Origin of the sequence: Micromonospora chaiyaphumensis, from assembly GCF_900091435.1 — a bacterium.
Lineage (GTDB): Bacteria > Actinomycetota > Actinomycetes > Mycobacteriales > Micromonosporaceae > Micromonospora > Micromonospora chaiyaphumensis.
In genome coordinates this window covers 1-22,378 of the sequence record NZ_FMCS01000009.1, presented here as the reverse complement: position 1 = coordinate 22,378, position 22,378 = coordinate 1, and the positions used below count along the sequence as shown (strand labels likewise).

Annotated in this window: 18 protein-coding genes; 14 read left to right on the top strand and 4 right to left on the bottom strand. The window is 73.9% G+C overall.

Features of this window, described 5'->3' with window-relative positions; all coding sequences use genetic code 11:
• Window positions 1-96: 96 nt before the first annotated feature.
• Together GA0070214_RS22810 and GA0070214_RS22805 are read left to right on the top strand one after the other, a co-directional pair.
• Window positions 97-1,548 carry a DedA family protein gene (locus GA0070214_RS22810; protein ID WP_091267740.1) on the top strand — a complete coding sequence of 484 codons (1,452 nt, stop codon included), beginning with the start codon at window positions 97-99 and terminating at the stop codon, window positions 1,546-1,548.
• A 30-nt stretch (window positions 1,549-1,578) separates the two neighbouring features.
• Window positions 1,579-2,454 carry a lytic transglycosylase domain-containing protein gene (locus GA0070214_RS22805; RefSeq protein WP_091267737.1) on the top strand — a complete coding sequence of 292 codons (876 nt, stop codon included), beginning with the start codon at window positions 1,579-1,581 and terminating at the stop codon, window positions 2,452-2,454.
• A 49-nt stretch (window positions 2,455-2,503) separates the two neighbouring features.
• Here the strand turns inward: GA0070214_RS22805 and GA0070214_RS22800 are convergent, their stop codons facing one another.
• A complete protein-coding gene (locus tag GA0070214_RS22800; RefSeq protein ID WP_091267736.1) occupies window positions 2,504-4,639 on the bottom strand; it encodes an MMPL family transporter in 2,136 nt (711 codons plus the stop codon).
• A gap of 122 nt (window positions 4,640-4,761) precedes the next feature.
• Between GA0070214_RS22800 and GA0070214_RS22795 the strand changes: the two genes are divergently transcribed.
• The 5 genes from GA0070214_RS22795 (at window position 4,762) to GA0070214_RS22775 (ending at window position 9,974) form a co-directional block, all read left to right on the top strand.
• The gene (locus tag GA0070214_RS22795) at window positions 4,762-5,289 is read left to right on the top strand and encodes a MarR family winged helix-turn-helix transcriptional regulator (RefSeq protein ID WP_091267732.1); all 528 of its coding nucleotides are present in this window, start codon (window positions 4,762-4,764) and stop codon (window positions 5,287-5,289) included.
• 2 nt (window positions 5,290-5,291) lie between these two features.
• The gene (locus GA0070214_RS22790; RefSeq protein WP_091267729.1) at window positions 5,292-6,947 is read left to right on the top strand and encodes a CocE/NonD family hydrolase; all 1,656 of its coding nucleotides are present in this window, start codon (window positions 5,292-5,294) and stop codon (window positions 6,945-6,947) included.
• 166 nt (window positions 6,948-7,113) lie between these two features.
• On the top strand, window positions 7,114-8,022 hold the full coding sequence (locus tag GA0070214_RS22785) for a hypothetical protein (RefSeq protein ID WP_091267726.1): 909 nt from the start codon (window positions 7,114-7,116) through the stop codon (window positions 8,020-8,022).
• A gap of 102 nt (window positions 8,023-8,124) precedes the next feature.
• A complete protein-coding gene (locus tag GA0070214_RS22780; protein WP_091267723.1) occupies window positions 8,125-8,700 on the top strand; it encodes an ArsR/SmtB family transcription factor in 576 nt (191 codons plus the stop codon).
• On the top strand, window positions 8,697-9,974 hold the full coding sequence (locus tag GA0070214_RS22775) for an MFS transporter (RefSeq protein ID WP_091267719.1): 1,278 nt from the start codon (window positions 8,697-8,699) through the stop codon (window positions 9,972-9,974). The genes GA0070214_RS22780 and GA0070214_RS22775 overlap by 4 nt, the downstream gene beginning before the upstream one ends.
• Window positions 9,975-10,025: 51 nt before the next feature.
• Here GA0070214_RS22775 and GA0070214_RS22770 read toward each other — a convergent pair whose 3' ends face one another.
• Window positions 10,026-10,229 carry a cold-shock protein gene (locus GA0070214_RS22770; protein ID WP_013287480.1) on the bottom strand — a complete coding sequence of 68 codons (204 nt, stop codon included), beginning with the start codon at window positions 10,227-10,229 and terminating at the stop codon, window positions 10,026-10,028.
• 166 nt (window positions 10,230-10,395) lie between these two features.
• Here GA0070214_RS22770 and GA0070214_RS22765 point away from each other — a divergent pair, with 166 nt between their 5' ends.
• Together GA0070214_RS22765 and GA0070214_RS22760 are read left to right on the top strand one after the other, a co-directional pair.
• Window positions 10,396-11,082 carry a class I SAM-dependent methyltransferase gene (locus GA0070214_RS22765; protein WP_091267716.1) on the top strand — a complete coding sequence of 229 codons (687 nt, stop codon included), beginning with the start codon at window positions 10,396-10,398 and terminating at the stop codon, window positions 11,080-11,082.
• Window positions 11,083-11,173: 91 nt separating this feature from the next.
• Window positions 11,174-11,794 carry a DedA family protein gene (locus tag GA0070214_RS22760; protein ID WP_091267713.1) on the top strand — a complete coding sequence of 207 codons (621 nt, stop codon included), beginning with the start codon at window positions 11,174-11,176 and terminating at the stop codon, window positions 11,792-11,794.
• Between the two features lie 28 nt (window positions 11,795-11,822).
• On the opposite strand, the gene GA0070214_RS22755 is transcribed toward GA0070214_RS22760, so the two are convergent.
• The gene (locus GA0070214_RS22755; protein WP_091267710.1) at window positions 11,823-12,476 is read right to left on the bottom strand and encodes an MBL fold metallo-hydrolase; all 654 of its coding nucleotides are present in this window, start codon (window positions 12,474-12,476) and stop codon (window positions 11,823-11,825) included.
• 8 nt (window positions 12,477-12,484) lie between these two features.
• Complete coding sequence (locus tag GA0070214_RS22750) at window positions 12,485-13,201, bottom strand: maleylpyruvate isomerase family mycothiol-dependent enzyme (protein WP_091267707.1); 717 nt, start codon at window positions 13,199-13,201, stop codon at window positions 12,485-12,487.
• A gap of 265 nt (window positions 13,202-13,466) precedes the next feature.
• Here GA0070214_RS22750 and rsgA point away from each other — a divergent pair, with 265 nt between their 5' ends.
• The 5 genes from rsgA to GA0070214_RS22725 form a co-directional block, all read left to right on the top strand.
• Window positions 13,467-14,546 (top strand): ribosome small subunit-dependent GTPase A, encoded by a 1,080-nt coding sequence (rsgA, locus tag GA0070214_RS22745; protein ID WP_091267703.1) that lies wholly within the window; start codon window positions 13,467-13,469, stop codon window positions 14,544-14,546.
• Window positions 14,547-14,754: 208 nt separating this feature from the next.
• Entirely contained in the window at window positions 14,755-17,700 is a 2,946-nt protein-coding gene (uvrA, locus tag GA0070214_RS22740) for an excinuclease ABC subunit UvrA (RefSeq protein ID WP_091267698.1), read from the top strand.
• A gap of 163 nt (window positions 17,701-17,863) precedes the next feature.
• A complete protein-coding gene (locus GA0070214_RS22735; protein ID WP_091267695.1) occupies window positions 17,864-18,352 on the top strand; it encodes a Rieske (2Fe-2S) protein in 489 nt (162 codons plus the stop codon).
• 86 nt (window positions 18,353-18,438) lie between these two features.
• Window positions 18,439-20,379 carry an excinuclease ABC subunit UvrC gene (uvrC, locus tag GA0070214_RS22730; RefSeq protein ID WP_091267691.1) on the top strand — a complete coding sequence of 647 codons (1,941 nt, stop codon included), beginning with the start codon at window positions 18,439-18,441 and terminating at the stop codon, window positions 20,377-20,379.
• A 1,454-nt stretch (window positions 20,380-21,833) separates the two neighbouring features.
• Window positions 21,834-22,378, top strand: a 545-nt coding sequence (locus tag GA0070214_RS22725) for a C39 family peptidase (protein ID WP_091267687.1), incomplete at its 3' end; no start/stop codon positions are given.

The window sequence follows — 22,378 nt, the reverse complement described above, 5'->3', positions numbered from 1 at the left end:
GCCTCGGGGTCACCCCGAGATCGCCCGGATCTCTGCCGAAAGTGCTGTCCCGACCGTTCCAGCGACTGGCATGCTGGCTCCCGTGCGGGGGACCGGATGCCTGACCTGCTGAGCTGGCTGCAGGAGCTGCCGCCTCTGCTGATCTACCTGGTCGCAGCGATGATCGTGGCGGGCGAGACCGCGGTGATCTTCGGACTGCTGGTGCCGGGCGAGGCGACCCTGTTGCTGGTCGGCTTCCTAGCCTACGCGGGGACGCTGCGGATTATTCCGGCGCTGCTGGCCATGACCGCTGCCGCCGTGATCGGAGACACACTCGCCTATCGCGCCGGCCGGCGGTACGGGCCGAGACTGCGTGCCTCCGGCCTCGGTGCCCGGATCGGGCCGCAGCGGTGGCAGCGCGCCGACTCGCTCCTCGACCGGCTCGGCGGCCGGGGCGTGCTGGCGGCCCGCTGGGTGGCGTTCGCCCGCACCCTGGCGCCCCGGCTGGCCGGCGCGGCCGGGCTGCCCTACCGGCGGTTCGCGCCCTGGAACCTGGCCGGGGTGGTGAGCTGGGTCGGCGCCTCCGTGCTGGTCGGCTACGCCGCCGGCGAGTCCTACGAGCGGGTGTCCCGGTTCCTGGGCCGGGCCACCGGCGCGGTGCTCGTGCTGCTGGTCTGCCTCATCGGGGTGGTGCTGGCCGGCCGCTGGCTGGGCCGCAACCCCGACCCGGTGCGCGCGCTGGCCGCCCGGGGGGCCGCCCTGCCGCCGCTGCGCTGGCTGCGCGCCCGCTACGGGGTGCTGTTCTTCCTGGTCGCCATGCGGTTCGGCCCGGCCGGGACGCTGCTGATCAACCTGGCCGCCGGCCTGCTGCTGCTGTTCGCCGCCGGGCTGGCCGTCGCGGCGGTGCTGGAGGCGGTGGTCCGGCACAGCGGGCTCGGGGTGCTCGACGGGCTCCTCGCCGACTGGTTCGCCGCCCGGCGTACCCCCGGGGTGGCCGACACGGCGCTGGCCGCGGTCTCGGTGCTGCGCGGCTGGGTGCTGATCGCCGCGGTGGCCCTCGTGGCGGCCGTGGTGGCCTGGCGGAACCGGCCCTGGCGGGCCGACCTGCTCAGCGTGCTCGGCACCGTGGGGGCGTTCGTGCCGCTGGTGGTGCTGGTCCTGGTCGCCGGCCTCACCGGGCCGGGCGGCCCGGACGCCGCCCCCGACCTGCGGCCCACCCAGACCGCGGTGGTCACGGCGAGCTTCGGCACCCTCGCGTGGCTGCTGTCCCGCGGCGCCCGCTGGCCGGTGGCGGTGGCCGTCTGGACGGGCGCGCTGGCCGGTGTGGTCGCCGTCACGGGCGCCCGGCTCTACCTGGGCTGGAGCACGGCCAGCGGCACGGCCACGTCGGTGCTGCTCGGCGCGGCCTGGGTCACCGTCTTCGTGGTCGCCTGGGCCACCCGGGACCACGCGGTCGGGGACGCCCCGCCGCCCGGCCCCGACGGACCGGCCACAGGGGACGGTGCGCCGCGGCCGCGGGCCTCCCGGCCGGCGTCGCGGGTACCCCGCCGGCCCGTGGATCCCTGCTAGGGTGCGGCGGGCGACCACGGGGGAGGTCTGATGCGTGGAGGAGTGGGCCGCTGGGCCACGGCGGCGGTGGCCGCGCTGCTCGCGGCGACGGTGATCACCGGGTGCGGCGGCGAGAAGCCGACCCGCGAGGTGGCGGTCGGGTTGCCGAGCGAGGTGCCCGTCGAGGCGCCCGCGGACGACCCCGCCGACCTGCCGAGCGACGAACCGCCGGCGGTGGCGGCGATGGGCGCGAAGCCCAGCGCCAAGCCCAGCCCGAGCGCGTCCTCGAAGCCGAAGCCCAAACCGACCCGCACCACCACGGGTCCGCTGGCGAAGCCGAAGCCGCCCACCGAGACGCAGGTGCCGCCGCCCCCGCCGAAGCCGCCGGCGAGTGGTTGCGAGCCCAGCTACCGGGGCACCCAGGCCACTCGCAGCCAGGTGAAGGCGGCGCTGTCCGACGCGGCGGCCCGCACCTACTGGCCCACCTCCGCGCCGGACATCAAGATCCCGCTGACCCTGATGAAGGCGACCGCCTGGCAGGAGAGCGGCTGGCAGTCCAACATCGTGGCCTGCGACGGCGGCATCGGGCTGATGCAGGTCATGCCGGCCACCGCCGACTGGATGAACCAGCGGTTCGGCCAGTCGTACGACATCGACGCGTACCGCGACAACGCCTACCTGGGCGGCACCTACCTGGCGTGGCTCACCAAGTACATCGGGGACATGTACTTCGAGTCGGACTACCGGCTGGACGCCTCGCTCTGCACGTCGGAGCTGAACTCCTGCCTGCTGAACGCGGTGATCGCGGCGTACAACTACGGGCACGGCGCGGTGGCCCGCGAGGGCGAGCCCCTGGCCATCCCCAACCCGCAGTACGTGCGCAACGTGCGGGCGCTGATGACCGAGTGCGTCTGCCTGACCTACTGAGCTGACGAGGCGGGGCCCCGCGGACGATCGCCGGGGCCCCGCCCTCTGCTCAGTCCCGCGTGCCGGCCGCCGGAACGGGCGCCGTGGGCAACGGCGCCGGGGCGTCGGGCTCGCGGGCGATCCGCCCCGGCCACCAGAACCGGTCGCCCAGCCCGAACGCCAGCGCCGGCACCAGCACCGTACGCACCAGCAGCGTGTCCAGCAGCACGCCGACGCAGACGATGATCCCGATCTGGGTGAGGGTGATCAGCGGCAGCACGCCGAGCACGGCGAAGACCGCCGCCAGCAGCACGCCGGCGCTGGTGATGACCCCGCCGGTGACCCGCAGCGCGGAGCGCATCCCGTCCCGGGTGCCGGCTCGGCGGGCGTCCTCGCGGGCCCGGGTGACCAGGAAGATGTTGTAGTCCACGCCGAGTGCCACCAGGAACACGAAGGCGAGCAGCAGCACCCCGCTGTCCAGTGCCGGGAAGCCGAGCACCCGGTCGAAGAGCAGCCAGGCCGCGCCGAGGCTGGCGAAGAACGAGGCGATGACCGTCAGCACCAGCAGCAGCGGGGCCAGCAGCCCGCGCAGCAGCAGCACCAGCACGGCGCCGACCAGCAGCAGGATGATCGGCAGGATCAGCCACAGGTCCCTGGTGTTCGCCCGGTCCGAGTCGTAGGTGGCGGCCACCGTGCCGCCGACCAGCGCGCCCTCGGACGCGTCCGCGCCGGCGACCGCGGGTGGTGCCGAGTCCGGCACGGCGGCGACCGCGTCGCGCAGCGCCTCGACGGCGCGGTCCGAGGCGGCGGTGCCCGGCTCGGCCGCCAGCACCACGTCGACCTGGGCGACCCGGTCGCCGGCGGCGCCGGGGCGGGCGGAGGCGACGCCGTCGACCGCGCCGGCGGCGGCCAGCACGGCCGGGGCCGCGCCCGGGTCGGTGAGCACGGCGACCGGCTGGGTGGCGCCGGCCGGGAAGGCCCGGGCCAGCGTCTCGGCGCCGGCCACCGCCTCCGGCTTCACCCGGAACTGCTCGGTCTCCGACAGGCCGGTGCGGATGCCCAGGCCGCCGAGGGCGAGGCCGGCGAGGAGCAGGGTGGACAGCGCGGCGACCGGCAGCGGTCGGCGGGCGACGGCCGCCCCGAGCCGGCCCCAGAACCGGCCCTCCCGGGCCGTGTCACCGACCCGGGGCACGAACGGCCAGAACAGCCCCCGCCCGAAGAGCACCAGGACGGCCGGCAGTACGAAGAGCGCGGAGGCCATGGCGAGGACCACCCCGGTGGCGCAGGCCACCGCGAGCGCCCGGTTGGTCTCCTGCTCGGACAGCAGCAGAGTGAGCACGCCGAGCACCACGGTCGAGCCGCTGGCCAGGATCGGCTCGGCGGTCCGGCGCAGCGCCGCGCGCATGGCGGCGAAGCGGTTCTCCTCGCGGTGCAGTTCCTCCCGGTAGCGGGCGATCAGCAGCAGCGCGTAGTCGGTCGCGGCGCCGAAGACGAGCACGCTGGCGATGCCGGTGACCTGCCCCTCCTGGAGGTGGGTGCCGAGCGCGGGCACGATCGTGTCGACGGCGCGCAGGGTCACCTGCTCGGTGGCGGCGACCACCAGCAGCGGCACGATCCACAGGAACGGGCTGCGGTAGGTGATCAGAAGCAGCAGCGCCACGACGCCGGCGGTGACCGCCAGCAGGGTGATGTCGGCGCCGTCGAAGACCTTGGTGAGATCGGCCGTGAAGGCGGGGGCGCCGGTCACCTCGACGGTCAGCGCGTCGGGCAGGTCGGCCAGGGCCGCGCGGAGCCCGGCCACCTCGTCCACCACGGCCTCCTGGCCGCCGGCGGTGGAGAGCGGCACGGCAACCAGTGCCACCGTGCCGTCGGGGGAGAACTGGGCCGGGGCGACGCGGCCGCCGGCGGCGAGCCGGCCCAGCGTGGCGGACGTGCCGTCGAGCGCGGCCCGGTCGGCCGTGGCCAGTGGCGCGCGGTCGGCGCGGCTGACCACCACGACGGCGGGCTGCACGTCGCGGTCCGGTAGCTGGTCCTGGAGGCGTTCGACCTGCGTCGACTCCCACCGCACGTCCAGGCCGGTGGCGGAGACGGGGTCCGGGTTGTCGGGGCGGGGGAGTCCGAAGACGACCGCGCCGACGACGAGCGCGGTGGCCACGGTGAGCCAGGCGGCCAGCCGGCCCCGGGCGACACGGGTGAACAGTGACATCGGGGTGCCCTCATGACTCTCGTTCAACAAGTATCTTGATGAGCGAGATTATCGGTGGAGGTTCTATGCTGCAACCGGACGGTTCGGGCAGGGGGTAGCGGCGAGACGTGGGCGCGCAGAGCATGTACCGGCGGCGGGACGACCAGCGCGGGCGGATGGTCGCCGACATCACCAACGACCTGCGCCGCTACTCCGTGGACGCGCAGCACATCGGGCACGCCTTCGCCGGCCTGCACGGGCTCAACGCCACCGACCTGCACGCCCTCATCGCGGTTATGGACGCCGAACTGCTCGGTGACCCGATCACCCCCGGGCGGCTGGGGGAGGCGCTCAACCTCTCCTCCGGCTCGGTCACCGCGCTCGTCGACCGGCTGGAGCGGGGCGGGCACATCCGGCGCGACCGGGACACCGCCGACCGGCGCAAGGTCCTCCTGCACTACGCCGACCGGGGCGCCACCCTGGCCCGCAGCTTCTTCGGCCCGCTCGGCCGGCGTACCGACGAGGTCATGGACCGGTTCAGCGACGAGGAGCTGGCCGTCGTGCACCGGTTCATGGCCGAGATGGTGGTCTCGATGCGCGAGCACCGGGACGCCGTGCGGGCGGCTCGGGGCGAGCCCCGCCCGGGCGCGCCGGAACGCGCCGCGGACTGAGCGTGCGCCGCCTCGTCACCCGGGCCGCCGCGGCGGCCCTGCGGCTGCCGGCCGCCCGGACCGGGCGGATCACGGTCACCCGCGACCTGCCCGTCCGGGTCCGCGACGGGGTGACGCTGCGCACCGACCACTACGCGCCCGATCTGCCCGGCGCGCCCTGTGTGCTGATCCGCACCCCGTACGGGCGGGGCGGTCCGGTCCGGCTGCTCGGCCGCCTCGTCGCCGAGCGCGGCTACCACGTGGTGATCCAGTCCTGCCGGGGCACGTACGGCTCCGGCGGCGAGTTCGCCCCGCTGGTGCACGAGCGCGACGACGGCCTGGACACCCTCGACTGGCTGCGCCGGCAGCCCTGGTGGACCGGCGCGTTCGGCATGTTCGGCGCCAGCTACCAGGGGTTCGTGCAGTGGGCGGTCGCCGCCGAGGCCGCCGACGAGCTGCGCGCGATGGTCGCCGTGGTCACCGCCTCGGCCACCCGGGACTCCACGTACGCGGGCGAGTCGTTCGCGCTGGACACGGTGCTCACCTGGGCGGAGCTGCTCCAGGCGCAGACCGTGCCGTGGCTGGCCCGGCAGTGGGAGCTCAAGCGCGGGCAGCCCCGGCTCACCCGGGCCCTGGCCCACCTGCCGCTGGCCGAGGCGGACCGGATCGCCACCGGGGTGACCGTGCCGTTCTTCCAGGAGTGGTTGCGCCACCACACCCCGGACGCCGACTACTGGCGGACCCGGATCTTCGGCGACCGGATCGCCGAGGTCCGCGCGCCGGTGGCGATGGTCAGCGGCTGGCAGGACATCTTCCTTCCCGCCCAGCTCGACGACTACGCCCGGCTCCGGGCGGCCGGCGCCCGACCCCGGCTGACCGTCGGCCCGTGGACCCACGGCAGCCCCGGGCTTCTCGTGGCGGCCCTGCGCGAGGGGCTCGACTGGCTCGACGAGCACCTGGCCGGGCGCCCGGCGCCGGGCCGCGCGCCGGTCCGGGTGCACGTCGGCGGGTCCGGCGGCGGCTGGCGTGACCTGCCCGACTGGCCCCCGCCCGCCGAGCCGGCCCGCTGGCACCTGCAGGCCGGTCACGCGCTCGCCCCCGCGCCGCCGGCCCCCTCCGCACCCGACCGGATCTTCTACGACCCGGCCGACCCCACGCCGTCGCTCGGCGGCCCGCTGCTGGTCGCCCAGCGGGCGGGCGCCGTGGACAACCGGCCGGTGGAGGCGCGGCGGGACGTGCTCACCTACACCAGCGCGCCGCTGGCCGCGCCCGTCGAGGTGATCGGCCCGGTGCGCGCCGAGATCCAGGTCCGTAGCGAGCTGTCCTACCTGGACGTCTTCGTCCGGCTGTGCGACGTCGACCGGCGCGGGCGGTCGTGGAACGTCTGCGACGGACTGGTCCGGGTCGCCCCCGGCCGCTTCCCGCGCGACGCGTCCGGTGTGGTCCGGGTGCCCGTCACCCTCTGGCCGGCCGCGCACCGCTTCGCACCCGGGCACCGGCTCCGCGTGCAGGTCTCCGGCGGCGCCCACCCGCGCTACGCCCGGAACCCCGGCACCGGCGAACCGCTCGGCACCGCCGTCACTCTTCGTGCTGGCTGGCGGGAGATCCTGCACGATCCCGAGCATCCCTCGGCTGTGGTGCTGCCGCTCGTGCCGGCGCCGTCCACAGTCGGCCGATAGTTCCAGATAGTGCTCTGAGCTGGGCATTTAGCGCCGGGTGTGGATATCCTCGGGGCAAGCGCCCGGTGCCGTGCAGCTATCCGGCGGGGTGCGTCTCCGGATCGTGCGCGCTTACGCACGGTGATTGTCATGCCCTCGCCGGCCATCGAACCGGAGGGGAGATCCCATGACGTCGGCTCCGGCGAACCTGTTGGCAGTCCGAAATCTGTTGCTCACCCATCTCAACGTCGACAAGAACACCGTACGCAGCCAGGACCTGGAGCCGGCCGAGGTCGGCATCGTGGGCGACACCAACCACCGGGGCGGATACCACTGCGGGTCCGACCGGGTGGTGGTCCGGGACTACTCGGTGGTGGAGTCCACCCGGGACTCCTCCGGGCTGACCCTGGACGCCTCGGCGCTGGACGTCGGGCTGTTCTCCGTCTCGTCCGGCGGCGCCACCCACAACCTGCGGACCTTCTCCACCTGGTTCGTGTCCCAGTGCGCCGCGGACGCCGCGGACGCCCGTGACATCCGGGAGATCATCTACTCCCCGGACGGCACGACCGTGCGGCGCTGGGACCGGCTCGGCAAGCGCACCACCGGGGACAGCAGCCACCTGTTCCACACCCACTTCAGCTTCTTCCGCGACTCGACGAAGGCGGGCCGCGACCAGACCCCGCTGTTCCGTCGCTACCTGACCGCGATCGGACTGATCGCCCCACCGAAACCGGAGCCCGACATGGAGCAGACCGACAAGCTCGTCCGAAACACCGGGTCCGCCAACCGCACCGTCGGCGACGTCCTGGCCGACCTGGAGAACCTGCGCAACTGGCTCATCTCGCCGGTCAACACGACCGGCCTGGTCGCCCCGCCCCAGGCGAACTCGCCGCTGCAGCAGATGCTGACCATGGCGCGGGCCTGGCCGGCGCTCGTGGCGCAGGTCAACGCGCTGTCCAACCGGGACTTCACCGACGAGCAGGAGATCGTCACCGGGGTCCTCGCCGGGCTGCCCCCGGAGAAGATCGCCGAGGCCATCCCACCGCAGATCGCCCGGGACGTCGCCGACGAACTGTCCCGGCGGCTGACCGCCTGACCGGGCCCGGCCCCGCGGCGAGTGCCGCGCCGCGGCCCCGGGCGCCAGGGAAATCAGCAACGGGTATTGCGCAACAGCTCTTGCGAATGCCACGATCTCCCCATGGAGAAGCCCACCGTCCGGCACGTCACCGACTCCCGCGTCCTCGCCGCGCTCGCGCATCCGCTGCGGCGCCGCCTCATGGACGTCTTCAAGGTGTACGGCCCGAGCACCGTCGGTCAGCTCGCCGAGCGCACCGGCCAGGCACCGGCCAACGTCAGCCACCACCTCAAGGTGCTGGCCGCCGCCGACCTGGTGCTCGAGGCGCCCGAACTGGCCCGGGACCGCCGGGAACGCTGGTGGCGGCTCCGCGACCGGGGGGTCCGCTGGTCCAACACCGAGTTCGACGCCGACCCCGCCGCCCGGGCGGTGGCCGACGCGGCCAGCTCGCTGAACCTCGACCGGCACGTGGCCCTGGTCCGGGCCTGGTACGCCGCTTCCGACGAGGCCCACGCCGCCTGGGACGACGGCCCGTTCAGCACCGACAAGTGGTTGCTGCTGACCCCGGCGGAGCTGGCCCAGCTCAGCCGCCAGGTCACCGAGCTGCTCGACCGCTGGGCCGATCGGCCCGTCCCCGACGACGGGCAGCGGCGCGAGCCGGTCTTCCTGTTCGCCCACGGCGTCCCGGGCCAGCCGTGACCGCCCCGGCCCGCACGGCCGCGCCGGCCCCCGTCCCCCCGCCGCGCGCCGGCCTGCTCCGGCACCGCGACTTCCGGCTGCTCTGGGCCGGGCAGACGGTCAGCGCCGTCGGCAGCAACGTGACCGCCGTGGCCCTGCCGCTGGTCGCGGTGGCCGTGCTCGACGCGACCACGTTCCAGGTGGCGGTGCTCACGGCGGCGGCCTGGCTGCCCTGGCTGCTGGCCGGCCTGCCCGCCGGCGCCTGGGTCGACCGGATCCGCCGGCGTCCCGTCATGATCGCCGCCGACCTGGCCTCGGCGGCGCTGTTCGCCAGCGTCCCGGTGGCCGCCGTCCTCGACCTGCTCACGGTCGGCCAGCTCCTGGTCGTGGCCCTCGGCGCGGGGCTGGCCCGGGTGTTCTTCGAGACCGCCGACCAGGTCTACCTGCCCACCCTGCTGCGTCCCGAGCAGGTGCCGGAGGGCAACGCCAAGCTGCACGCCACGCAGACCGCGAGCTACCTCGTCGGCCCCGGACTGGCCGGCCTCATCGCCCAGCTCGCCGGCGCGGTGACCGCGGTCCTGCTCGACGCGGTCAGCTTCCTGGTCTCCGCCCTGTGCCTGAGCCGCATCCGAGCGGTCGAGCCCCGTCCGGAGCGCCCCGCCTCGTCGGCACTGCGCCGGGAGGTGGCCGACGGGCTGCGCTTCGTGATCCGCGATCCGTACCTGCGGGTGCTGACCGTCTTCGGCGCGGCCAGCAACATCGGGCTCAGCGGCTACCAGGCGGTGCTCGTGGTCTTCCTGGTCCGCTCCGCCGGGCTCCCCGCGGGGCTGGTCGGGCTCCTGATCGGACTGGCCAGCGTGGGCGGGCTCCTCGGCGCCGCCCTGGCCACCGGGCTCGCCCGGCGGCTCGGCTCGGCCCGCGCCCTGCTCGTCGCGGCCGCGCTCACCGGACCGCCGGCGCTGCTCATCCCGCTGGCCGGCCCCGGTGGCCGGGTCGCCTGGCTGGTGCTCGGCGGCGCGCTGGTCAGCCTGGGCGTCGCCGTGGGCAACGTGGTGAAGGCCAGCTTCCGGCAGACGTACACGCCGCACGCGCTGCTCGGGCGGGTGACCGTGAGCATGCAGCTGCTGAACTACGGCACCATCCCGCTCGCCGCCCTGCTGGCCGGCGCGCTGGGCGCCGCGTGGGGGCCGGCCGGGGCGATCACGGTGATGACCGCCTGGCTCGCGCTGACCCCGCTCATCCTGCTGGTCGGGCCGCTGCGGCGGCGCCGCGACCTGCCGGCGGCGCCGGCCTGAGGATGCGCTGCGGCGGCGGTCGGGCAACCGACCGCCGCCACCGGCACGAAGCTACATCGGACGGACGTTGTCCGCCTGCGGACCCTTCTGCCCCTGGGTCACCTCGAACTCGACCTTCTGGCCCTCGTTCAGCTCGCGGTAGCCGCTGGATTGGATGGCCGAGTAGTGGACGAACACGTCCGGACCCCCGCCGTCCTGCTCGATGAAGCCGAAGCCCTTTTCCGAGTTGAACCACTTGACCGTGCCGGTTGCCATGCGTCTCTCCCTGTTCAATGCGGGTGAGCACCGGTCGCGGCCGGTGATCGCCCTGTACCTTCCCGACAGTAACCGCCCGAACCGCGATCCGCTGGCGGAAGTGCCGGTGTGGCCCACGAATACGCCGCGGGCGGGAAAATCCCTCCGGCCCGGGGCGGCGGGGGGCATGCTTGCCCCGGTGAGGACACCGACGCCGCTGGCCGACCTGGAACGGGAGATCGCGGCGCCCGGCGACGGGCTGGACCGGCTCCGGCTGGTCGACGCGCCGTACGTGCCGGAGGTGCGCCTGCACCTCGCCGAGGACGCCATCCTCTGGTGGGCCCGGATGGAGGCGGCGGCCGGCCGGTCCCTGCCGCCCCCGTACTGGGCCTCGGTCTGGGCCGGTGGGCAGGCGCTGGCCCGGCACCTGCTCGACCACCCCGAACTGGCCGCCGGGCGGCGGGTGCTCGACCTGGCCGCCGGATCCGGGCTGGTCGCCATCGCCGCCGCGCTCGCCGGCGCCGACCGGGTGATCGCCAACGACGTCGACCCGTGGGCGGTGGCGGCCGTGACGGTCAACGCCCGGGCCAACCGGGTGAGCGTGGCCGCCACCGGGGACGACCTGCTCGACGGCACCGCCAGCGCCGACCTGGTGCTGGCCGGGGACGTCCTCTACGACGCCGCGCTGGCCGCGCGGGTGCTGCCGTACCTGCAACGGGCCGCCGACCGGGGCGTCCAGGTGCTCGTCGGCGACCCGGACCGGGGACACCTGCCGCCGGACCGGCTGGAGCTGGTGGCGGCCTACCCGGTGCCCGTGACCGAACCCTCGGTCGACAACCCGGTCCGCCGGGTCCAGGTGCTCCGCCCCCGCTGACCCCTCAGGGATCATCCCTACCCGGACTCGGGGGCCGGTGGGGGATGAAACCGGATGTGCCGGGTCGCGCCGGAGCCCTAGCGTACGGAGCATGACGGATCTGCTGGCCCAGGTCGGGGAGCTGCCCACCACCCTGCTGATGGGGATGCTCGGCATGGTGATGCTCGCCGACGCCGTACCCCTGCTCGGGGTGCTGGTGCCCGGCGACGCCGCGGTCCTCGCCGCGGTCGGCGCGGGCCGGCCGGCGACCGGCCTGGCGACCGTCGTGGCGGTGGTGGCCGGATGCCTCGCCGGGTGGTCGCTGAGCTTCCTGGCCGGGCGGCGCTGGGGCGAGCGGCTGCGGCACAGCCGGCTGGGCGACTGGATCGGCGAGCCGCGCTGGGCGGCGGCGGAGGCGCTGCTGCGCCGCGGCGGCGGGCGGATGGTGCTGGTGGCGCCGTTCCTGCCGGTGTTCAACGCGCTGCTGCCGCTGGCCGCCGGGGGCCTGCGGATGTCCTACCGGAGGTTCGCGGTCAGCGCGACGGTCGGCGCGACGCTCTGGGCCGGCCTCTACGTGACCCTGGGCATCACGGCGCGGGCGCTGACCGGGCTGCTGCCCGGTGCGCCCGACCCGACCGTGCTCACCATGGCGGTCGGCCTGCTGCTCGCCGGACCGGTGCTGCTCGGCACCCGGCACCGGCTCCGCGCGGTGACCGCCGCGGACGCCGGCTGAGCGGGCCGGCCGGGCCGGCCCGCCACGCTCACCAGCCGCGGGCCCGCCACTGCGGCAGCGCCGGACGCTCGGCGCCGAGGGTGCTGTCCTTGCCGTGGCCCGGGTAGAACCACGTCTCGTCCGGCAGCCGGTCGAAGAGCTTGTGCTCGACGTCGTCGATGAGCTGGCCGAACCGCTCCGGGTCCTGGTCGGTGTTGCCGACCCCGCCGGGGAACAGCGAGTCCCCGGTGAACAGGTGCGGCACGCCGGACGGATCGCGGTAGAGCAGGGCGATCGAGCCGGGCGTGTGCCCCTTGAGGTGGATCACCTCCAGCGTGCAGTCACCGACCGGGACCGTGTCGCCCTCGCGCAGCGGCTCGGCGTCGATCGGCAGCCCCTCGGCGTCGTCGGCGTGCACCAGCGGGCGGGCGCCGGTCTTGGCGACCACCTCCTCCAGGGCGACCCAGTGGTCCATGTGCCGGTGCGTGGTGACGACCGCGGCCAGCCCGCCGCCGTCGACCAGGTCGAGCAGGCGGGGCGCCTCGTTCGCGGCGTCGATCAGCACCTGCTCACCGGTCTCCCGGCAGCGCAGCAGGTAGGCGTTGTTGTCCATCGGTCCCACCGACACCTTGGTGATGGTGAGCTTGTCGAGCTCGCGTACGGCCGGCGCACCGCCGGGCGTGACGTCTCCGCTGTAGGTCATGACGGGGTTCAGATCCATTCCGGTGGAGTCGGCAGGGGGCCGTCGGGAGTGACGGTGAGCGTCTCGCCCGCGCTGCGGCCGGTCAGCCAGGCGGCGAGTTCCGGCGCGGGGCCGGTGACCGTGGGCGCCCCCTCGGGTTCACCCACGACGAGTTCGTGCCGGACGCCGTCGAAGCGCAGCACCATGGCCGGCGCGTCCGGGTTGCCGGCCAGGCCGGCGGCCACCTCGTGCAGCAGCCGCTGGGCGAACGCGTCCCGCCAGTCGGCCGGCCGGTAGCCGGCACCGAGGTCGACGTGGTGCACCTCGACCTCGCGCAGCCGCCCCCAGACCAGCATGGCCGCCGGCCACGGGCCGCGCCGGGTCTGCACGGTGGCACCCCAGGCCTCCACCGGCATCTCGGCGACCGCCGCCGTGAACCGCTGCGAGCTGCGGCGCAGATCGTCCATGAGGTCCGCGGGCCCCCGGCCGGCGCCCGCCTCGATGTCGGCGGCCCGGGCCTCGGGGCTCGCGTACATCGGGATCGCCTCGCCGGTGCGGGCGGCGGTCAGCAGGTTGACGAACCCGTCGGCGTTGCGGGCCAGGTGGGTCAGGACGTGCCCGCGCGTCCAGCCCGGCAGCAGGGACGGCGCGGCGACGTCGGCGGCGCCGAGGGTGGCCACGGTACGCAGCAACCGGCCGGTCGCCTCGTCCAGCTCGCCGGTCAGCAGGAGGGGGTCGCTCGTCACGCCGTCACCTCGGGCTCACTCCTCGCGCTCACGGTGTCGACCCTAGCGGGCGGCCACCCGTCGCGTCGCCGGGGAAATGGCTTTCGGCGCGTCGGCGTACCCCCTACCGTCGGGGCCGACGGCTTCGGGTCGCGGCGCGCCGTCGGGCGCGCCGGGCCGGCGTCGTCGCAGGACGCGGGCACCGGGAGTCGGAGCGGAGGTGGTGAGCATGCCGGTCGCAGCACGCGTGTTCCGCCATGAACCCCCTCGACACCGATGAGGACACATGACCATCGATCTGACCGCCCTCGGCTGGGACGCCGACCGGGCGGCGTACCTGAATCCCCGCACTGACCGCCGGCCGGGCCGGGTGGCCCGCGTCGACCGCGGGGTGTGCACCGTGCTCCGTCCGGAGGGGCCCGTCCGGGCCAGCCTGGGCGGCGCCCTGCTGGCCGCCGCGGCCCGTGACCTGACCGCGCTGCCCTGCGCCGGCGACTGGGTGCTGCTGGCCACCTGGCCGGACGGGCCGGTCACCGTGGAGACGGTGCTGCCCCGCCGCACCGCGCTCATCCGGCGCACCGCCGGCAAGGACGCCAGCGGCCAGGTGCTGGCCGCCAACCTCGACGCCGCCGCGGTGGTCGAACCGGTGCACCCGGAGCCGGACGCCGCGCGTATCGAGCGGCTGCTCTCCCTGGCGCACGAGTCCGGCGCCGAGCCGCTCGTCGTGCTCACCAAGGCCGACCTGGCCCCCCACCCGGCGGCCGTGGCCCGGCAGCTCGCCGCGCTGGCACCCGGGGTGCCGGTGCTGCCCGTCAGCGCCGAGCGCGGCACCGGGCTGGACCCGCTGCGCCGGTACGTCGCCCCGGGGCGCACCCTCGGCCTGCTCGGGCCCTCCGGCGCGGGCAAGTCGAGCCTGGTCAACGCCCTGGCCGGGGCCGATGTGATGCGCACCCAGGCGATCCGGCGCTCCGACGGCAAGGGCCGGCACACCACCACCTGGCGGGCGCTCGTGCCGATCCCCGGCGGGGGAGCGGTGCTGGACACCCCGGGCGTGCGGGCGGTCGGCCTGCTGGACGGCTCGGCCGGCCTGGACCGGGCGTTCGCCGACATCGCCGAGCTGGCGGCCGGCTGCCGGTACGCCGACTGCGCCCACGAGGCCGAGCCGGCCTGCGCGGTGCGGGAGGCCCTGGACAGCGGCGAGCTGCCCGTGCGGCGCTGGGAGAACTGGCGCCGGCTCCAGCGCGAGGTGGCGTACGAGAGCCGGCGCCGGGAGGTGCGGCTGGCCGCCGAGCGCCGGGGGAGCTGGCGCAACGGCCGGCGCCGGACCGGGCGTCCGGCGACACCGCCCGGACCCGGGGGACTCTAGTGGGTGCCGGTGCTGTCGGGCGGGCCGCGCCGGTGCCCGCCCGACCGTGCTGACCTGGGGGAATGTCCGCGCGACGGAAGTTGTCATACCTCGGGGCTAGAGTTGCCGAGGCGTCTTCCCTGCGCCTCGACAACCCTCGAAAACCGCTCAGACCTCGTGTCGGGCGGACAGATCCGCCTCACAATCTTCTTCCGGGAGCACACGCACCGTGGCCGACCGACTGATCATCCGTGGCGCGCGCGAGCACAACCTGCGTGACGTCAGTCTCGACCTGCCCCGGGACGCCCTGATCGTCTTCACCGGGCTCTCCGGTTCGGGCAAGTCGAGCCTGGCGTTCGACACCATCTTCGCCGAGGGCCAGCGCCGCTACGTGGAGTCGCTGTCGTCCTACGCCCGGCAGTTCCTCGGCCAGATGGACAAGCCCGACGTCGACTTCATCGAGGGCCTCAGCCCCGCGGTCTCCATCGACCAGAAGTCCACCTCGCGCAACCCGCGCTCCACCGTCGGCACCATCACCGAGGTCTACGACTACCTCCGCCTGCTCTTCGCCCGCATCGGCGAGCCGCACTGCCCGATCTGCGGCGAGCGCATCTCGAAGCAGAGCCCCCAGCAGATCGTCGACCGGGTCCTGGCCATGGCCGAGGGCACCCGGTTCATGGTGCTCGCCCCGGTCGTGCGCGGCCGCAAGGGCGAATACGTCGACCTGTTCGCCGAGCTCCAGGCCAAGGGCTACGCGCGGGCCCGGGTCGACGGCGTGGTGCACCCGCTCACCGAGCCGCCGAAGCTCAAGAAGCAGGAGAAGCACACCATCGAGGTGGTCATCGACCGGCTCAGCGTCAAGGCCGGCGCCAAGCAGCGGCTGACCGACTCGGTCGAGGCGGCGCTCGGCCTCTCCGGCGGCCTGGTGCTGCTCGACTTCGTCGACCTGGCCGAGGACGACCCGGGCCGCGAGCGCCGCTACTCCGAGCACCTGGCCTGCCCCAACGACCACCCCCTGGCGATCGAGGACCTGGAGCCCCGGGTCTTCTCCTTCAACGCGCCCTACGGCGCCTGCCCCGAGTGCACCGGCCTGGGCACCAAGAAGGAGGTCGACCCGGAGCTGGTGATCCCCGACCCCGAGCGCACCCTGCGCGAGGGCGCCATCCAGCCCTGGGCCACCGGGCACAACCTCGAATACTTCCTGCGCCTGCTGGAGGCGCTCGGCGAGGCCGAGCACTTCGACGTCGACACCCCGTGGCGGGCGCTGCCGTCCCGGGCGCAGAAGACGATCCTGCACGGCTCCGACGACCAGGTGCACGTCCGCTACCGCAACAAGTACGGCCGCGAGCGCTCCTACTACACCGGCTTCGAGGGCGTGGTGCAGTGGATCGAGCGCCGGCACACCGACACCGAGTCGGAGTGGTCGCGCGACAAGTACGAGGGCTACATGCGCGACGTGCCCTGCGCGGCCTGCGGCGGCACCCGGCTCAAGCCCGAGGTGCTCGCCGTGACCCTGGCCGGCAAGAGCATCGCCGAGGTCTGCAACCTCTCGGTCGGCGAGGCCGCCGACCTGCTCGCCGGCATCGAGCTGAGCGACCGGCAGAAGATGATCGCCGAGCGGGTGCTCAAGGAGATCAACGCCCGGCTGAAGTTCCTGCTCGACGTCGGGCTCGACTACCTCTCGCTGGACCGCCCGGCCGGCACCCTCTCCGGCGGCGAGGCGCAGCGCATCCGGCTCGCCACCCAGATCGGCTCCGGCCTGGTCGGCGTGCTCTACGTGCTGGACGAGCCCTCCATCGGCCTGCACCAGCGCGACAACCACCGGCTCATCGAGACCCTGCTGCGGCTGCGCGGGCTGGGCAACACGCTGATCGTGGTCGAGCACGACGAGGACACCATCCGGGTCGCCGACTGGATCGTCGACATCGGCCCCGGCGCCGGCGAGCACGGCGGCAAGATCGTGCACAGCGGGTCCGTGCCGGCGCTGCTGGAGAACGAGGAGTCGGTCACCGGGGCCTACCTGTCGGGGCGCAAGCAGATCCCGACGCCCGTCATCCGCCGGCCGCAGACCCCGGGCCGCGAGCTGGTGGTGCACGGCGCGCGCGAGCACAACCTGCGCAACCTCACCGTGGGCTTCCCGCTCGGCCAGCTCATCGCGGTCACCGGGGTCAGCGGTTCCGGCAAGTCGACGCTGGTCAACGACATCCTGCACGCCGTGCTGGCCAACCAGATCAACGGCGCCCGGCTGGTCCCCGGCCGGCACACCCGGATCACCGGTCTGGAGCACGTCGACAAGGTCGTCGGCGTCGACCAGTCGCCGATCGGCCGCACCCCGCGCTCCAACCCGGCCACCTACACGGGGGTCTGGGACCACATCCGCAAGCTCTTCGCGGAGACCACCGAGGCCAAGGTCCGGGGGTACGGGCCGGGCCGGTTCTCGTTCAACGTCAAGGGCGGGCGCTGCGAGGCCTGCTCCGGTGACGGCACCATCAAGATCGAGATGAACTTCCTCCCGGACGTCTACGTCCCCTGTGAGGTCTGCAAGGGCGCCCGCTACAACCGGGAGACCCTGGAGGTGCACTACAAGGGTAAGACGGTCGCCGAGGTCCTGGACATGCCGATCGAGGAGGCGGCCGAGTTCTTCTCCGCCATCCCGGCCATCCACCGGCACCTCAAGACCCTTGTCGACGTCGGCCTCGGCTACGTACGCCTCGGCCAGCCCGCGCCGACCCTGTCCGGCGGCGAGGCGCAGCGCGTCAAGCTCGCCTCCGAGCTGCAGAAGCGCTCCACCGGCCGCACGGTCTACGTGCTCGACGAGCCCACCACCGGCCTGCACTTCGAGGACATCCGCAAGCTGCTCATGGTGCTCGAGGGCCTGGTCGAGAAGGGCAACACGGTGATCACCATCGAGCACAACCTCGACGTGATCAAGTCCGCCGACTGGATCATCGACATGGGCCCGGAGGGCGGGCACCGGGGCGGCACGGTGCTCGCCACCGGCACGCCGGAGGAGGTCGCCGAGGTGCCGGAGAGCCACACCGGCCAGTTCCTGCGGCCGATCCTCAAGCTCGACGGCGCGGCCAAGGGCGCGAAGGCGGCCACCACCCGGGCCGCCAAGGCCAACGGCGGCGCGACGAAGGCGCGGTCCCGGAAGGTGCCGGCCGGGGCGCGTTGAACGAGGCGTACGACGGGCGGGCCGGGGCGACCTGGCCCGCCCGATCTCTGCTCGGATATCCGTTTAGTGACGCGTCAGTATGAACCGTGGGGCACCCTGGTCCGTGTTTCGAAGTGTGGCCACGGATCATGACGGGTGGCGACAGCCGAGAGAAAGGCCGGACATGAGTGATGATCAGGTGCTGACCGGGCCGGGTACGCAGACGCGCCGCGCACTGCTCGCGGGCGCCGGCGCGGTCGGCGCGGCCGTGGTGCTGGCGGGCTGCGGCGGCGACGACGACTCCGGCACGGGCGCGCCCGCGCCGACCAGCGGCGGCCCGGGCGCCACCGGCGCCGGCGACGCCGAGGGCGGCAACCGGGACAGCACCGGTCCGCTCGCCCGGACCACCGACATCCCGGTCGGCGGCGGGGCGGTCTTCGCCAGCAAGGGCGTCGTGATCACCCAGCCCGAGGCCGGCCAGTTCAAGGCCTTCGACCCGATCTGCACCCACCAGGGCTGCCCGGTGTCGAACGTCGACGGCGGCACCATCAACTGCACCTGCCACAACAGCCGTTTCTCGATCACCGACGGTTCGGTGAAGCAGGGCCCGGCGACCAAGCCGCTCGCGCCCAAGAACATCAAGGTCACCGGCGAGCAGATCACCCTCGCCTGAGCGTCCCGGCGCGTCCCCCGCCCGTCCTGCTGGTGGGGGACGCGCGGCGACGGCCGGGTGTCGGGGGTGCGGACTAGGCTTGGCGCGTGGCTGACCCCTCGACCTACCGTCCCGCACCTGGCACCATCCCGGAGTCGCCAGGGGTCTACCGCTTCCGCGACGGCACCGGCCGGGTGATCTATGTCGGCAAGGCGCGCAACCTGCGCAGCCGGCTCAACTCCTACTTCGCCGACCCGGTCAACCTGCACCAGCGCACCCGGCAGATGGTCTTCACCGCCGAGTCGGTGGACTGGATCACGGTGGCCACCGAGGTCGAGGCGCTCCAGCAGGAATACACCTGGATCAAGCAGTACGACCCGAGGTTCAACGTCCGCTACCGCGACGACAAGTCGTACCCCTACCTGGCGGTGACCCTCGACGAGGAATACCCGCGCCTGCAGGTGATGCGCGGCGCCAAGCGCAAGGGGGTGCGCTACTTCGGGCCGTACTCGCACGCCTGGGCCATTCGCGAGACGCTGGACCTGCTGCTCCGTGTCTTCCCGGCACGGACCTGCTCCTCCGGGGTGTTCAAGCGCGCCGGCCAGGTCGGCCGCCCGTGCCTGCTCGGCTACATCGGCAAGTGCTCGGCGCCCTGCGTCGGCAGCGTCACCGCCGAGGGGCACCGGGAGATCGTCAACGGCTTCTGCGACTTCATGGCAGGCCGCACCGACACGATGGTGCGCCGGCTGGAGAAGGAGATGCTGGAGGCCAGCGAGCAGCTCGAGTTCGAACGGGCCGCCCGGCTGCGCGACGACGTGGCGGCGCTGCGCCGGGCCATGGAGAAGCAGACCGTCGTGCTCGGCGACGGCACCGATGCCGACGTGGTGGCCTTCGCCGACGACCCCCTCGAAGCGGCGGTCCAGGTCTTCCACGTCCGCGACGGCCGGGTCCGCGGCCAGCGCGGCTGGGTGGTGGAGAAGACCGAGGAGCTGACCACCGGCGACCTCGTGCACCACTTCTGCACGCAGGTCTACGGCGGCGAGCAGGGCGAGGCCGACGTCCCGCGCGAGCTGCTCGTCCCCGAGCTGCCCGGCGACGTCGACGCGCTCGCCGACTGGCTGTCCACGCGGCGGGGCAGCCGGGTGTCGCTGCGGGTGCCGCAGCGCGGCGACAAGCGGTCGCTGCTGGAGACGGTCGAGCGCAACGCCAAGGACGCGCTCGCCCGCCACAAGCTCAAGCGGGCCGGTGACCTGACCACCCGCAGCCAGGCCCTCGACGAGATCGCCGAATCGCTCGGCATGCGCACCTCCCCGCTGCGCATCGAGTGCTTCGACGTCTCGCAGATCCAGGGCACCGACGTGGTGGCCAGCATGGTCGTCTTCGAGGACGGCCTGCCCCGCAAGAGCGAGTACCGCCGGTTCATCGTGCGGGGCGCCACCGACGACCTCTCGGCCATGTCCGAGGTGCTGCGCCGGCGGTTCGCCCGATACCTCGACGCCCGCGCCGAAACCGGGGAGATCGGCGAGGAGACCGCCGGCGACCCGGACCGCCCCGGCATCGACCCGACCACCGGGCGGCCGCGCAAGTTCGCCTACCCGCCGCAGCTCGTCGTCGTCGACGGTGGCCCGCCGCAGGTGGCGGCCGCCGCCCAGGCCCTCGCCGAGCTGGGCATCGACGACGTGGCGCTCTGCGGGCTGGCCAAGCGGCTGGAGGAGGTCTGGCTGCCCGACGACGAGTTCCCGGTCATCCTGCCGCGCACCTCCGAGGCGCTCTACCTGCTCCAGCGCGTACGCGACGAGGCCCACCGCTTCGCCATCACCTTCCACCGCCAGCGGCGCTCGAAGCGCATGACCGAATCGGCGCTGGACAACATCCCCGGCCTCGGCGAGGTACGCCGCAAGGCCCTGCTGCGGCACTTCGGCTCGCTGAAGCGGCTCAGCGCGGCGACGGTGGAGGAGATCACCGAGGTGCCGGGGGTGGGGAAGCGGACGGCCGAAGCGATCCTGGCCGCCCTCGACGAAGACGCCCAACGCACCCCCAGCGCCTGACCCCGCCGGCGACCGGAGAGCTTGCCCTTCCGGCAGGTCACGTCCCGACGCTGCTGCCGCCCGTAGCACCGCCGCCCGGCCTCCTGGCTTGGCTTCGGGCTTCGGGCTACGGCATGGGTGTCTTGGGTCGCCGAGACACCCCATGACGGTCCACTCACCGGCGCGCCCGTCCGAGCGGCCCCGACGAGGTACGCGGCCTGATGTCCGTTATGCCCCCGCTGGCGACCGTCGGCCACTGTGGTTGGCCTCGGGCCTGCCCGCGTTGATCTGCGAGGCCTCGCCCGGCCCTGGTTGATCAAGAAGTTTGCGTCAGGATTCGGCTGGAAGGCGACGCAAACCTCTTGATCAACGCGGTGACCCCGTTCGGTGGTCGGGTCGCCGGCCTCGCCGGGAACGCCCTGCTTGCTCGGCGGTCAACCGGGGTGCCCCCCGCCGGCGCCGGTCGCCGCCATCGACGGGAACGCCCTGCTCGCTCGGCTATCAATGGGGTGACGCGGCGGCACCGGGTCGCCCGGCATCGCCGAGTCTGCTCTGCTCGCTCCGCATCAACGCGACGACCCGTTGGCGGCCGGTCGTTCGGTCTCGCCGTCGCCCCGGCCGCTCTGGCCGGAGATCTTGGAGAGTTGTCGTTCGCGGTGAACGGCAAGTCTCCAAGATCCGCGCCGCCGACGTGCGCGATCTGGGTGCCTGTCCCGTGCGCCGACCAAGTTGGGCCGTTGCGTCCGGTTCCGGCCGGTCTAGGGGCGGGTGGTCGGCGCCACCACCAGGGCGGAATCATGCCACGCCGCATCAACGCGGGGACCCGTCGGCGGCCGGTCGTCCGGTCTCGCCGTCGCCCCGGCCGCTCCGCCCGGAGATCTTGGACAGTTGCTGTTCGCTGCGAACGGCAACTGTCCAAGATCGGCGCTGTCGACGTGCGCGCTCTGGAGTGCGTGTCCGGTTTGCGCCGCCGAGGTTCGGGCGTGGTGTCCGGTTTTGGCTGGTTGTGGCGGGTGGTCGGCGGCACCGTCGGGGCGGAATCATGGCGAGGGCGGGGTCGTTGTACATGGCAGACCGCGCAGCACCGCGCCCCCAGGCGAGGCAGCCGGCGGTGGGAATGACCGGCCCCCGCCGGTCGTTACACCACCCGGGCCGCGCACCACCGGCCCCGCCGCACCGGGTCGGGCCGCAGGGAATCACCCCGCAGCCCCGGTCGTTACATCCCCGGGACCGCGCACCACCGGTCCGCGCCGGTGAGCCAGGGAATCAGCCCCGAGCCCCGGTGGTTACATCCCCAGGACATCGGATCAGGTGGGTGGGAATCGCTTCCCCGCCGCCGATGGTTACACCCCCGGGCCGCCCGAGCAGGTCACCCCCGATCGCCGGGCACCCCTCAAACTTTCCCCCTCTTGCGGCACCCGTGCACCCCCCGCGCGCGTGTGCTGTGCACCCCCGACAGAAAGGCGTGACTCATCATGCGTACCAACACCATGCTGCGGAACACCGTTCTGACCGCCGCCGGCTTCGCCGCCACCGCTGGTGGGATCGCCGGCCCGGCCATCGCCGCCCAGGCCACCCCCGCCGAGAAGACCGCCCAGGTCAGCACCGACCGTAAGGGCCACGGCGAGCGGGAACTCGACGTCCGCTACGAGGCCCAGCCCAACTTCTACTACTGCGGTCCCGCCGCCACCCGCAACGCCCTGAGCGTGCTGGGCAAGAACATCGACGTGGACGCCATGGCCAAGGAGATGGGCACCACCGAGGCCGGCACCAACAGCATCAACGACATCACCCCCGTCCTGAACAAGGAGACCGGCAAGCACTACCGGTCCGTCGAAATCAAGGACGGCAAGGCCGACGACAAGCAGACCGACACCCTGCGCGCTGACATCGTGCGCACCGTCGACGACGGCCGCGCCGTGGTCGCCAACATCGCCGGCACCACCACCGACACCGACGGCAACACCCACTCCTTCGAAGGCGGCCACTACATCAGCGTCGTCGGCTACCGCGACAACGG